At 71.8% G+C, this 12,942-nt stretch carries 11 protein-coding genes; 6 read left to right on the forward strand and 5 right to left on the reverse strand.

The features are described 5' to 3' along the window. Positions 1-21: 21 nt before the first annotated feature. Together HAV39_RS28140 and HAV39_RS28145 are read left to right on the forward strand one after the other, a co-directional pair. On the forward strand, positions 22-789 hold the full coding sequence (locus HAV39_RS28140; protein ID WP_191842202.1) for a cyclase family protein: 768 nt from the start codon (positions 22-24) through the stop codon (positions 787-789). A gap of 61 nt (positions 790-850) precedes the next feature. Then, positions 851-1,315: a nuclear transport factor 2 family protein gene (locus HAV39_RS28145; RefSeq protein WP_239120135.1), complete on the forward strand. Its 465-nt coding sequence runs from the start codon at positions 851-853 to the stop codon at positions 1,313-1,315. 102 nt (positions 1,316-1,417) lie between these two features. Here the strand turns inward: HAV39_RS28145 and HAV39_RS28150 are convergent, their stop codons facing one another. Next, entirely contained in the window at positions 1,418-2,554 is a 1,137-nt protein-coding gene (locus HAV39_RS28150; RefSeq protein ID WP_191842203.1) for a ScyD/ScyE family protein, read from the reverse strand. Between the two features lie 179 nt (positions 2,555-2,733). Continuing rightward, positions 2,734-3,411, reverse strand: coding sequence for a membrane protein YczE (gene yczE, locus HAV39_RS28155; RefSeq protein WP_191842252.1), 678 nt, complete (start codon positions 3,409-3,411; stop codon positions 2,734-2,736). A 173-nt stretch (positions 3,412-3,584) separates the two neighbouring features. Here yczE and yczR point away from each other — a divergent pair, with 173 nt between their 5' ends. Together yczR and HAV39_RS28165 are read left to right on the forward strand one after the other, a co-directional pair. Next, positions 3,585-5,036: a MocR-like transcription factor YczR gene (gene yczR / locus HAV39_RS28160; RefSeq protein WP_120316069.1), complete on the forward strand. Its 1,452-nt coding sequence runs from the start codon at positions 3,585-3,587 to the stop codon at positions 5,034-5,036. 19 nt (positions 5,037-5,055) lie between these two features. Beyond that, complete coding sequence (locus tag HAV39_RS28165; RefSeq protein ID WP_191842204.1) at positions 5,056-5,658, forward strand: DUF1349 domain-containing protein; 603 nt, start codon at positions 5,056-5,058, stop codon at positions 5,656-5,658. Between the two features lie 76 nt (positions 5,659-5,734). On the opposite strand, the gene HAV39_RS28170 is transcribed toward HAV39_RS28165, so the two are convergent. Both HAV39_RS28170 and HAV39_RS28175 read right to left on the reverse strand, forming a co-directional pair. Next, positions 5,735-7,558, reverse strand: a complete 1,824-nt coding sequence (locus tag HAV39_RS28170; RefSeq protein ID WP_191842205.1) for an AMP-dependent synthetase/ligase — start codon at positions 7,556-7,558, stop codon at positions 5,735-5,737. 138 nt (positions 7,559-7,696) lie between these two features. Continuing rightward, positions 7,697-8,329: a TIGR03085 family metal-binding protein gene (locus HAV39_RS28175; protein WP_191842206.1), complete on the reverse strand. Its 633-nt coding sequence runs from the start codon at positions 8,327-8,329 to the stop codon at positions 7,697-7,699. A 213-nt stretch (positions 8,330-8,542) separates the two neighbouring features. Here HAV39_RS28175 and HAV39_RS28180 point away from each other — a divergent pair, with 213 nt between their 5' ends. Both HAV39_RS28180 and HAV39_RS28185 read left to right on the forward strand, forming a co-directional pair. Further along, positions 8,543-10,330: an ABC transporter ATP-binding protein gene (locus HAV39_RS28180; protein ID WP_191842253.1), complete on the forward strand. Its 1,788-nt coding sequence runs from the start codon at positions 8,543-8,545 to the stop codon at positions 10,328-10,330. 58 nt (positions 10,331-10,388) lie between these two features. After that, positions 10,389-12,191, forward strand: coding sequence for an ABC transporter ATP-binding protein (locus HAV39_RS28185; protein ID WP_191842207.1), 1,803 nt, complete (start codon positions 10,389-10,391; stop codon positions 12,189-12,191). Positions 12,192-12,298: 107 nt separating this feature from the next. Here HAV39_RS28185 and rpsD read toward each other — a convergent pair whose 3' ends face one another. Next, positions 12,299-12,907 carry a 30S ribosomal protein S4 gene (gene rpsD, locus HAV39_RS28190; protein ID WP_191842208.1) on the reverse strand — a complete coding sequence of 203 codons (609 nt, stop codon included), beginning with the start codon at positions 12,905-12,907 and terminating at the stop codon, positions 12,299-12,301. Positions 12,908-12,942: the final 35 nt, after the last annotated feature.

A 12,942-nucleotide genomic window follows, 5' to 3' on the forward strand; every position in this document is an offset into this window, starting at 1 on the left:
CTTCGAACAAGGAGTACGCCAATGCCCATCATCGACCTGTCCACGGCCGTGGACGCCGCGGCCTGGGAACCCGAGCCGGTCATCCACGACGTCATGACGCCCGCGCAGGGCGCGGTGCACATGGCCGAGGAGATGGCGCTGCACTTCGGCGTCGACTTCGACCCGTCCGTGCTGCCCGACGGCGAGCTGCTGTCGGTCGACACGCTCAAGCTCACCACGCACACCGGCACGCACATCGACGCACCGTCGCACTACGGCAGCAAGGCCAGCTACGGCGTGCCGCGCCACATCGACGAGATGCCGCTGGACTGGTTCCACCGGCCCGCGTTCTGCCTGGACCTGCGCTCGGCACCGGGGCCGACCGTCGACGCGGACTTCCTCGACAAGGAGCTGGCCCGCATCGGCTACCAGCCGCAGCCGCTGGACATCGTGCTGCTGCACACCGGCGCGTCGGCCTGGGCGGGCACGCCCCGCTACTTCACCGAGTTCACCGGCCTGGACGCCGGCGCCACGAACTTCCTGCTGGACAAGGGCATCCGGGTCATCGGCACGGACGCGTTCAGCCTGGACGCCCCGTTCGGCGCGATGCTCAAGAGGTACGAGGAGACCGGCGACCGCGGCGTGCTGTGGCCGGCCCACTTCACCGGCCGCGACCGCGAGTTCTGCCAGATCGAACGCCTGGCCAACCTGGACGCGCTGCCGCAGCCCTACGGCTTCACCGTGTCCTGCCTCCCCATCAAGATCAAGGGAGCCGGCGCCGGCTGGACCCGCGCCGTGGCCATCCTCTGATCCCACCGACCACTCAGCACACCGACCACCCGCAGTTTCCGCACCACCGAAGGAGCACACCATGGCGATGACCGCCCTGCCCGAGGTCACCGACACCTCGGCGACGTACCTGTCCGTCCAGCAGTTCTACGCCCGCCACATGCACCTGCTCGACTCCGGCCGCGCCCGCGAGTGGGCCGACACGTTCGCCCCCGACGGCACCTTCACCGCCCCCGGGCTCGACGCCCCGGTCCGCGGCCGTGCAGCCCTCGCCGCCGCCGTCGAGCAGACCCACGCCCGCCTGGCCGCCAACGGCGAGACCCACCGCCACTGGCACGGCATGGTCTGGGTCACCCCCGCCGCCGACGGCCGCGCCCACGTCCGCTGCTACGGCATGGTCATCGCCATCACCGCCGACGGCACCCCCCGTATGCACCGCCACTGCATCTGCGAAGACGTCCTCGTCCCGGCCCCCGCCGAACCCGAAGGCTGGCTGGTCCAATCCCGCCACGTCACCCCCGACGCCGCCCCGCCCCCCGCCCACTGAAAAGCGACGATCTTGCGCGGACTGCGGGTACGACACGCCCTTCACGGGCATATCGGCAACAGTCCGCGCAAGATCGTCGCGATCTCGGCGCGTGGGGCAGTGTCAGGCGGGGAGGCGGAGTTTCATGACGCTTCCCGTGGTGGCGCAGACGGAGCAGGTGGTGATGAAGGCACTGCGGTTGCGGATGGCGATGCCGCCGGGGTGGTCGACCTTGTCGAGGACCAGCTCGGGGGTTTTGCCCTCGCCGCGGATGCGCATCAGGGCGCCGACGCCGCGGCTGGGGCCGAACATCGAGGTGTGCGTGAACTCCAGCGCGTACAGGGAGCCGTCGGGTCCGAAGGCGATGTCGACGACCGTGGTCAGGCCCTCGGCGTACACCGTGGGTTCCTGGCCGGGCACGACCTTGAAGATCCGGGCCGAGCCGGTGGTGAACGGGCGTCCGGTCAGCTCGGCGACGTAGTACGCGCCGTCCTTGTAGACCACGCCCATCGGCACCGACTGCATCGGCAGCATGGTGCCCGCCGGCATGTTGAACGCGGGCGGCGCGGGCATCTGCCGCTCGGGGAACACCGCCAGGGTGCTCACCTGACCCGCGGGCGTGACGAACACCAGTGAGTTCGCGCCGGCGTCGACGACCGCGGCCCCGCCCGGCCCGAACGCCACCGACTGCGCGTTGGAGTCCAGCTCACCGCGGTCGGGATTGTTCGCGGCCTCGTGGGCGGCGATGTCGGCGATGCGCTGGGTGGTCAGGTGCTGCGAGAACCAGTCGCCCGACCAGTCCCGGCGCACCGACAGCAGCCGGCCCATCTGGGCGCCCGGCTCGGGCAGCCCGTCGCGGACCGCCGGGGCCTCGCTCAGACCGACGGTGAGCAGGGCGCGGTCGAAGCGGTTGAACGCGATGTCGTCGGGCCCGATCGCCTCGGTGCCGTCGGGTCCCGCCAGCGAGGGCAGGCCGGTCAGCACCCGGGTCACGGTGCCGTCGCGGTCGAGGCGGGCCAGCGCGCCGGTGGCGCCCAGGCAGCCGATGCCCTGGGGCCGCGGCAGGCAGACCGGGTTGGCGGCGCCGTCGGCGCCCCGGCCGGCCTCGGTGACATACAGGGTGCCGTCGCGGTCGAAGGCGAGGCCGCGCGGGTTGCTCAGCCCGGTGGCCAGGACGGTCACGTTCGGCGCCGCCGTGGCGGGCACGCCCTGGGCGACGGCGGACAGGATCACGGCCGACGCGATGGCCAGCCGTTTCATGGATACGAACACGAAGTTTGCCTCCGGCGGGCAGGGTCAGGTGTCCGTACCAATAAAACCCATATCGCTCCATTTACCCTGCGTGACGCGCCAGCCACGCTGTGCCATCTCGCACGGGACCCCCGCCCCCGCCGGCCCGGCGGCGAGCGGGACGGCCCGGGGCGGGGCAGGGCGGTGGGTCAGCAGGGGGCCGGTTCGGTGGCCGGGGTGGTGGACCGGGCCGGGGTGGACGGCGCCGGCTCGGGGACCGGGGTCGTGGCGGCCGCGCGGCTGCGGACGGTGAGCATCGGCAGGAAGAACTGGGCCAGCGGGCCGATGGCCAGGGCGTACAGGATGGTGCCGAGCCCGGCCTTGCCGCCCAGCAGGAAGCCCGCGGCGACCACGGTGATCTCCAGCACGGTGCGCCAGCCGCGCAGCGACCAGGTGCGGGCGGCCAGTCCGGTCATCAGCCCGTCACGCGGCCCCGGACCCAGATTGGCCCCGATGTAAAGGCCACTGGCGAAGCCACACACCACGATGCCGCCGATCATGAAGGCCCAGCGCACGAGCATGTGCGACGGTTCGGGCAGCACCTGGTTGGCGACGTCCACGACCAGGCCGATGACCACGATGTTGGCGATGGTGCCGATGCCGGGACGCTGGCGCAGCGGTATCCAGCACAGCAGCACTGCCGCGCCGACGATGATCAGCACGGTGCCGACGCTGAGCCCGGTGCGCAGGGCGACGCCCTGGTGAAGCACGTCCCAGGGCTGGTTGCCCAGGTGCGCGCGCAGCATCAGGCTGATGCTGACGCCATAGCCGACCAGGCCGATCAGCAGCTGGAACAGGCGGCGGGGGAGGCGCTCGCGCAGGGGCATGGGCGCGGGGCGGCGGGAGGTCGGGGCGGCGGTGGAGACCCGGCGCTGGGTCGCTCGAAGTGGCATGTGCAGTGGCTTGCGTGCGCCTGTCATGTCTGCCAGTCTGGAGGCCAATCGAAAAGCCAGAAAGGGCCAATCCGGGGGGACTGGCCTTACAACCGGGGGGAATGGCGATGAGCGTCTCCGTACGCGGTGTGCAGCTGGCCCGACTGCTCGGGCGCTGGCACGCGCTGCCCGCCCGGCGGCGCAGCCCCGACTACGCGGCCCTCGCCTCGTCCGTGCGCGGCCTGCTCGCCGACGGCCGGTTGGCCCTCGGCGTGCGCCTGCCCGCCGAGCGCGAACTCGCCGAGGCCCTGGAGATCTCCCGCACCACGGTCAGCGCGGCCTACCGCGAGCTGCGCGACTCGGGCCACCTGACCAGCCGCCGCGGGGCGGGCAGCTGGACCACCCTGCCCAGCGGGCACCGGGTGGCCAGCAGCGGGCTGTGGATGCCCGACGACGAGCTCGACCTCATCGACCTGAGCTGCGCCGCACTGCCCGCGCCCGAGCCGCTGATGGCCGCGGCCCGCGAGGCCGTCGAGGAGCTGCCGCACTACCTGGGCGGGGCCGGCTACCACCCGAGCGGCATCACCGAGCTGCGCGAGGCCGTGGCCGATCGCTACACCGAGCGCGGCCTGCCGACCAGCCCCGAACAGATCATGATCACGAACGGGGTGCTGCACGCGCTCGACCTGATCCTGCGGCTGCAGGTGCCAGTGGGCGCGTCCGTGCTGGTCGAGTCGCCGACCTACCCGAACGCGCTGGCCGCGTTCGCCGGGCGCCGGGCCCGGATCAGCACGCACGGCCTCGACGAGGGCGGCTGGGACGCCGAGCTGCTGCTCGGCGCGCTGCGCCAGACCCGGCCGAGCCTGGCCTACCTGATCCCGGAGTTCCACAACCCGACCGGCCACGTCATGCCCACCGCGCTGCGCGAGCAGCTCGTCGCCACCGCCCAGCGCACCGGCACCGACCTGGTGATCGACGAGTCCTTCGTGGACCTGCCGCTGGACGGCCAGCCGATGCCGCCCGCGGTCGCCTCCTTCGACCGGCACGGGCGGGTGCTCACCATCGGCGGCATGAGCAAGCCGTTCTGGGGCGGGCTGCGCGTCGGCTGGATCCGCGCCTCCGCGCCGATCGTGCAGCGCCTGGCCGCGGTCCGGGTCGGCGTGGACACCGCCGGGCCGGTGCTGGACCAGCTCGTCGCGGTGCGCCTGCTGACCCGCGCGGCCGAGGTCATCCCGCAGCGCCGGGCGCTGCTGGCCGCGCAGCGCGACGCGCTGGTCGCCGCGGTGCGCGAGCACCTGCCCAGCTGGCGGGTGACCGTGCCGTCGGGCGGGGTCACCCTGTGGGCCGAGCTGGACGGCCCGGTCTCCAGCGCGCTGGCGCGCGCGGTGGAACCCCTGGGCGTACGCCTCGCGCCCGGCCCCCGGTTCGGCGTGGACGGCACCCTGGAGCGCTTCATCCGGCTGCCCTTCACCCAGCCCGTCCCCGAACTGGTCGACGGCGTGCGCCGGATCGCCGCGGCCCGCTACGACCTCGACCGCACCGGCCGTCCACAGTGGAGCGAGCCCGCCCTGATCGCGTGACCCGTGGCAGAATGCGCCGATGGACCCCAAGCTCGGCGGGCTGACCCTGCGCTGGCAACCGGAACCCGCCTCCTGGCACCTGGCGGGCGGCGTGCTGTCCGTCGCGGCCGGGCCGCAGACCGACATGTTCGTCGACCCGGGCGACCCGGCCGCGGCCCCGGTGCTCAACGCGCCCCGCGCGCTCGCCCCCGTGCCCGAGGGCGACTTCCAGTTCGCGCTACGGGCCCGGGTGGACTTCGGCGAGAAGTACGACGCCGGGGTGATCCTGGTCTGGGCCGGTGAGCGGCACTGGGCCAAGCTGTGCTTCGAGCGCTCCCCGGCGGGCGAGAACACCATCGTCACCGTCATCACCCGCGGCGACTCCGACGACGCCAACGCCTGGCCGGTCGCCGGGGACACGGTCTGGCTGCGGGCCAGCCGCCTCGGCCCGGCCTGGGCCTTCCACAGCAGCCCCGACGGGCAGGCCTGGCAGCTGGTCCGCTACTTCAGCCTCGGCCCCGACGCGGGTCCGCCCCTGATCGGCGTCGAGGCGCAGTCGCCGGTCGGCGCCGGCTGCACGGTCGTCTTCGACCACGCCCGCCTGACCCCGACCCGCCTGTCCGACCTCCGCGACGGCAGCTGACCGGCACAAAAACGTAGGGGCGGCTTGTGGCCGCCCCTACGTACCTCACTGCGTGGGAAAGCTAGTCCCCGCCGGATCAGATTTCGACGAGGGAACCCTCGTACATCTTCTCGATATCCGACGCGAAATTGGTCTCCACCGTGCGTCGCTTCAGCTTCATCGAGGGGGTGATCTCCCCGTGCTCAATGGTCAGGTCGCGCGGCAGAATGGTGAACTTCTTGATGGTCTCCCAGCGGTTGAGCTTCGCGTTCAGCTCGTCGATGTGCCCGCTGACCATGGCCTTCGCCTCGTCGGAGGTCACGATCTCCGCGTAGGACTTCCCTTCGAGCGGCGTGCCCGCGGCCCAGCCGGTGATCGCCTCGGGGTCGAGGGTGACCAGCATCGAGCAGTAGTTGCGCGAGTTGCCGATCACGAGCACCTGCGAGGTGTACGTGCACAGCGCCTTGAACAGGCCCTCGATGTGGCTCGGCGCGATGTACTTGCCGCCTGACGTCTTGACCAGGTCCTTCTTGCGGTCCGTGATCTTCAGGAAGCCGTCGTCGTCCAGCTCGCCGATGTCGCCGGTGCGGAAGAAGCCGTCCTCGGTGAACACGGCCGCGGTCTCCGCGGGCAGGTTGTAGTAGCCCCGCATGATCGGCGCGCCGCGCAGCAGGATCTCGCCGTCGGCGTCGATCCGGCACTCCAGGTCGCCGAGCGGCTGGCCCACCGTGCCGATCTTCAGCGCGCCGGGCCGGTTGACGAACGCGCCCGCGCAGTTCTCGGTGAGGCCGTAGCCCTCGCTGATGGGCAGGCCCGCCGCCGCGAAGAACTCGGCGATCGGCACCGACAGCGCCGCCGAGCCGGACACCATGTAGCGGATGTTGCCGCCCAGGCGCGCGTGCAGCTTGCTGAAGACCAACTTGTGCGCGATGCCGTACTTGCGCATCAGGCCGCTGGGGACCGGCTTGCCGGCCTGCTCCAGCGCGACGCGCTCGCGGCCCACCTTGACCGCCCAGGCGAAGATCTTCGCCTTGAGGCCGCCGTTCGCGGTGGCCCCCGTGACGACCTTGTTGTACACCTTCTCGAAGATGCGCGGCGCGCCGCACATCAGCGTCGGCTGGACCAGACCCAGGTTGTCGACAATCTTGTCGACCCGGCCGTCCACGTACGTCGGCACGCCGACGTGGATGATGCCGCAGATCAGGGTCTTGCCGAACGAGTGCGACAGCGGCAGCCAGAGGAACTGCACGTCGGTGGGGAGCAGCACGCCGACGTCCGACTGGGCCACGCCCTCCCAGGTCCAGCCCCGGTGCAGCAGCTCGACGCCCTTCGGGCGGCCGGTGGTGCCGGAGGTGTAGATCAGGGTGGCCAGGTCGTCCGGGCCGATGCCGGCGACCAGGTCGTCGATCAGGCTCGGGTTGGCGGCCAGTGCCTCGGCCCCGCGGCGCTCCAGGTCGGCCAGCGTGAGCTGGGGGAACGCGGCGGCCGGGTCGGCCGCGCCGTCGATCAGCACGATGTGGGCGAGCGCGGGCACCGCGTCCCGGCTCATCTTCGCGGCCTGGGCCGGGTTCTCCGCGATCAGCACCTTGGATCCGGAGTCGGCGACGATGAAGCAGGCCTCCTCCGGCTCGGTGGTCGGGTAGACCGTGGTCGTCGCGGCGCTGGAGCACATGATGCCGAGGTCGGCGACGATCCAGTCGAGCCGGGTGTTGGCCAGGATCGCGACGCGATCCTCCTTGCCGATGCCGAGCGTGGTCAGACCGGCGGCGATCGCCTTGGCGCGTTCCGCGATCTGGGCCCAGGTGTACCAGACCGGCGCGTTGTCCGCGTCCGGGCCACCGAAGGCGCGGGCGTCGGGGGACGCCGCCACTCGCTGCAGGAACATGTCCGGAATAGACCGGTAAGGCACATCAATGGTCATGAGTCGGGGCCGCCTCTGGTAGGCAAGAGTGACGGGGGACACGTTAACTTGGTGTTACCGAAGGGTAATGCTGAGCAGGGATTCGGGGAACCCCTCGGGAAGATCTTTTCTCTGGTCGGCCGGGGGCGCCGGCCGCACTCAGATGCCCAGCCGCACCCCGCGCAGCCGGCTCGTCTGCTCGGGCGGGCCGTCCAGACTGGCCCGCGCGTGCCCCTGCCGGCCGGACAGGAACATCAGCAGCTCGCTGGGGGTGCCGGTGAGGTTGAGCGGCTGGGTGCCGGGCCGCCCGGTGGTCACCGTGCCGTGGCCCGGAGAGATCACCCGCACCTGCACCGGGTAGCGGCGCAGCGCCAGCGACGCGCGCCGCCGGGCCTGCGCCCACAGCGCCTCGGACAGCCCGGGCTCCAGCTTGCGCGGCGTCCAGTCGGCGACCGCCCGGCGGATGTCCTCGTGATGGATGAACATCTCGGCCAGGTTGACCAGCTCGTCCAGGGGCCCGAGCCCGGCGGGGCTCCACCGCGGCGGGTGCCGCAGCTCGGTCAGCAGGGTGTCGAAGTCGCGGGCGGCGAGACGCTGCTGCACCGTCGCGGTGCGCCCGGCGAAGCGCTTGATCAGGATGCCCGCGGCCGCGTCGGGACGCCGTTCCCGCAGCAGCAGGTGCGCCAGGAGATCGCGCACGGTCCAGTCCCCGCAGAGGGTGGGGGCGTCTGGTCCGACCTCGGCCATCAGGTCGGCCAGGGCTAGCCTTTCAGCGAAGGCGTACCGGGTCATGTCGGCGATCCTACGTACCCTGGAGGCGGTGTGACGCCCCGCACAGGCCATACCCGCTCGCCTGGAGCAGCGGCGTCGGTAAGGATAGGAAGCCAAGCTAATTACTTACCGACCTTGACGACGGGGATACCAGTGGCAGGGCAGACAGCCGGCGCCGAGCCGAGAAGACCGGACATCACCGGGCGTGATGTGCTCGCCCGCGGGGCGCGGGTGATGTGGCGGGGAATCCGGGACGAGCCGCGCCGGTTCACGACCGCCGTGCTGGGCAGCTGCCTGTTCGGCGCGCTGGTCATCGGGCAGGCGATGGTCGTCGGCTGGCTGGTCGACGAGCTCATCCAGCCCGCCACCACCGGAGGTGACGTCACCGCGGGCGCGATGGCGCTGGGCGCGACGGTGCTGATCGCGATGGGGCTGGGCCGGGTCGCCGGCATCTTCGGCCGCCGGCTCGGCGCGGGCTTCATGCAGTTCGCCCTGCAGGCGAAGTACCGCCACGAGGTGACGCGCCGCTACCTGCAACTGCCCGTCTCCTGGCACCAGCGCCACGCCACCGGCACGCTGCTGTCCAACGCCAACTCCGACGTCGAGGCCGCCTGGTTCCCGGTCGCGCCGCTGCCGTTCGCGGTCGGCACCATGTTCATGCTGGTCGTCGCGGTGGCCGTGCTGTTCGCGGTGGACTGGGCGCTGGCCCTGGTCGGCCTGGTGGTCTTCCCGGTGCTGTTCGTGATGAACGTGGTCTTCTCCCGGCGGATGGCCCCGCGCCAGGCCCGCGCCCAGCACCTGCGCGCCGAGGTCGCCGCGATCGCGCACGAGAGCTTCGACGGCGCGCTGGTCGTCAAGACCATGGGCCGCGAGGACCTGGAGACCCGCCGCTTCGCCGCGCGGGCCGGCGAGCTGCGCGACGCGCTGATCAGCGTCGGGCGGCTGCGCGGCCTGTTCGATCCGCTGATGGAGTCGCTGCCGTTCCTCGGCACGCTGCTGGCGCTGCTGGTCGGCGCGTGGCGGATGGACCAGGGCGCGATCGGGCTCAACGAGGTGGTGCAGGTGACCTTCCTGTTCACCGTGCTGGCGTTCCCGGTGCGGGCCATCGGCTGGGTGCTCGGCGACCTGCCGCGCTCGGTCGCGGGCTGGGACCGGGTGGAGCACGTGCTCCAGTCGACCGGGCAGATGCCGTACGGCGCGCAGGACCTGCCGGGCACCGGCGCGGCCGAGCTGAGCTTCCGCAACGTCGACTTCGCGTACGAGCCCGAGCAGCCGGTGCTGCGCGACGTCACCTTCACGGTGCCCGCCGGGCGCACCGTCGCCCTGGTCGGCCCGACCGGGTCCGGCAAGTCGACCATCGCCACCCTGGCCGCCCGCCTGCTCGACCCCGAGCAGGGGCAGGTCGCCCTCGACGGGACCGACGCGCGCGGGCTGAGCTCCGCCTCGCTGGCGCACACCGTGGCGCTGGTGCCGCAGATCGCGTTCGTGTTCGACGACACCGTGCGCGGCAACGTCGCGCTGGACCGGCCCGGCGTCGACGACGACCGGGTGCACGAGGCGCTGGCCACCGCGCAGGCCGACACGTTCATCGCGCGGCTGCCGGAGCACCTGGACACCCAGCTCGGCGAGCGGGGCACCTCGCTGTCGGGCGGCCAGCGCCAGCGGGTCACCCTGGCCCGCGCGCTGGCCGGGCAGCCGCGGCTGCTCATCCTCGACGACGCGACCAGCGCCGTCGACCCGCGGGTGGAGGCCCGCATCCTCGCCTCGCTGCGCGGGTCCGGGCAGAACACGACGATCCTGGTCGTCGCGTACCGCCGGGCCACCATCGCGCTGGCCGACGAGGTCGTCTACATCGAGTCCGGCCGCGTGGTCGCCACCGGCACCCACGAGCAGCTGCTGGCCACGGTCAGCGGGTACGCCGACCTGGTCACCGCGTACGAGAAGGCCGAGGAGGAGCGCGAACGCGAGCGGCTCTACGACGACGCCTCCGCTGTCGAGCAGGAAGAGGAGGTCGCCGCGTGAGCGAGCGAACCATGATGCAGACATCTCACGCCACCGACGAGCGCAGCGAGGAGAAAGCGTGAGCGCGTCCGCTGTCACCGATACTCCCCGTGCCGAGTCGGCCTGGGCCACCTTCCGCCGGGGCGTGTCGCTGTCGCCCGAGCTCAAGGCGGGTCTGGCGGGCACGCTGGGGCTGGCCCTGATCGCGATGATCGGCCGCGCGGCGGTGCCGGTCGCGGTGCAGCAGGGCATCGACCGCGGGCTCGGGGTGGAGACCGGCCACCTGGACCTGGGCGTGATCGCCACCGTCGTCGCCGTCACCGCGCTGATCCTGGTGGTCACCACGGCCTGCGGCTACTTCATGATGCGGCGGCTGTTCACGGTCAGTGAGACCGCGCTGGCCAACATCCGGGTGCGCACGTTCCGGCACATCCACGACCTGTCGATGCTGCACCAGCAGTCCGAGCGCCGGGGCACCATGGTGTCCCGGGTGACCAGCGACGTCGACTCGATCACCCAGTTCATCCAGTGGGGCGGCGTGATCCTGATGGTCAACGGCGGCCAGCTGGTGGTCACCACGATCGTCATGGCGTTCTACTCGTGGCAGCTCACCCTGGTGGTGCTCGCCGCGTTCCTGCCCGCGGTGGTGGTCATCAAGGCGTTCCAGAAGCGCCTGTCCGGGGCGTACGCCGAGAACCGCCGCCGGATCGGCGTCATGCTCGGCGCGATCTCGGAGTCCGTGGTCGGCGCGTCGGTGATCCGGGCGTACGGCGTCTCCGAGCGCAGCGGCGCGAAGCTGTCCGGGACCATCGACGACTACCAGCGGGCGCAGCGCCGGGCCATGCGCATCAGCGTGACCAGCTTCTCCGTCGGCGAGATCGCGGCCGCGCTGGCGCTGGCGTCGGTCGTGCTGGTCGGGGTGCGGATGGGGCTCGCGGGCGAGATCACGTTCGGCGAGATGACCGCGTTCCTGTTCCTGGTCACGCTGTTCATCCAGCCCGTCCAGATCGCCACCGAGGTGCTCAACGAGGCGCAGAACGCGGTCGCTGGCTGGCGGCGGCTGCTCGACATCGTCGACCTGGAGCCCGATGTGGCCGACCCCGGCGAGCAGGGCGTGCACCTGCCGGACGGCCCGCTGGACATCAGTTTCGAGCGGGTGAGCTTCAGCTACCCGGTCGACGGTGAGCCCGGCCCGCGGGTGCTGCACGAGGTGCACCTGGACATCGCCGCGAAGACCCGGGTCGCCGTCGTCGGCGAGACCGGCAGCGGCAAGACCACGTTCGCCAAGCTGCTCACCCGCCTGATGGACCCGAGCGAGGGCCGGGTGCTGCTGTCCGGCACGCCGCTGACCGACGTGCGCTTCGCGTCGCTGCGCAGCCGCGTCGTGATGGTCCCCCAGGACGGCTTCCTGTTCGACGCGACGGTCGCGGAGAACGTGCGCTTCGCCCGCCCGGACCTCACCGACGCGGAGCTGGAGCAGGCCTTCACCGACCTCGGTCTGCTCGACTGGGTCCAGGGCCTCGCCCACGGCCTCGACACCCCAGTGGGCGAACGCGGCGAGGCCCTCAGCGTCGGCGAGCGCCAACTGGTCGCCCTGGCCCGCGCCTACGTCGCCGACCCCGACCTGCTGGTCCTCGACGAAGCCACCAGCGCCGTCGACCCCGCCACCGAGGTCCGCCTGCAACGCACCCTCGACGCGGTGACCCGCGGCCGCACCACGGTGGCCATCGCCCACCGCCTCTCCACGGCCCAGTCCGCCGACGAGGTGATCGTCGTCGACAGGGGCGTGGTGATCCAGCGAGGCCCCCACGACGAACTCCTCACCGTCACCGACTCCGTCTACGCCAAGCTCTACGCCTCCTGGCTCGAACAGACCCGCTAACCCGAAGATCACGACGATCTTGCGTGGACTGTGGGTGCGACACGCCCATATAGGGCGTATCCCCAACAGTTCGCGCAAGATCGTCGTGATCTTGGATCGGGTACGGGTCAGCGTGAGTAGAACTCGACGACGAGCTGCTCGTCGCAGATCACGGGGATCTCGGTGCGGAGCGGTTCGCGGGTCAGGGTGGCGCGCAGGTCGGTGAGGCTGACCTCGAGGTAGGGGGTGGTGGGGCCGTCGAGGTGGGCGCCGGCGGCGGCGATCTGGAACGGGGGCTTGGTGCGGCTGCGCTCCCGGACGGTGATGGTCTGCCAGGGCTTGACCCGGTAGGACGGGCGGTCGACCTTCTGGCCGTCGACGGCGATGTGGCCGTGGCCGACGGCCTGGCGGGCCTGGTAGATGGTGCGGGCGAAGCCGGCGCGCAGGACCAGGGCGTCCAGGCGGCACTCCAGGGCGACCAGCAGGGTCTCGCCGGTCTTGCCCGCGCTGCGGGCGGCCTTGTCGAACTGGTTGCGCAGCTGCGTCTCGCTGATGAAGTACTGGTGGCGCAGGCGCTGCTTCTCCAGCAGCCGGACCTGGTAGTCGGAGGGCTTCTTGCGGGCCCGCCCGTGCACGCCCGGCGGGAACGGCCGCCGCTCGAAGTACTTGACGCACTTGCGGGTCAGCGGAATGCCGAGAGCCCGGGACAGCTTCGCCTTGGGCCGCGCTTGGTTCACGAGGGTGCCTCCAACTTCCGGGTGTCATAGGTTAG

Origin of the sequence: Catellatospora chokoriensis (assembly GCF_011297315.1) — a bacterium.
Classification (GTDB): Bacteria; Actinomycetota; Actinomycetes; order Mycobacteriales; family Micromonosporaceae; genus Catellatospora; species Catellatospora citrea.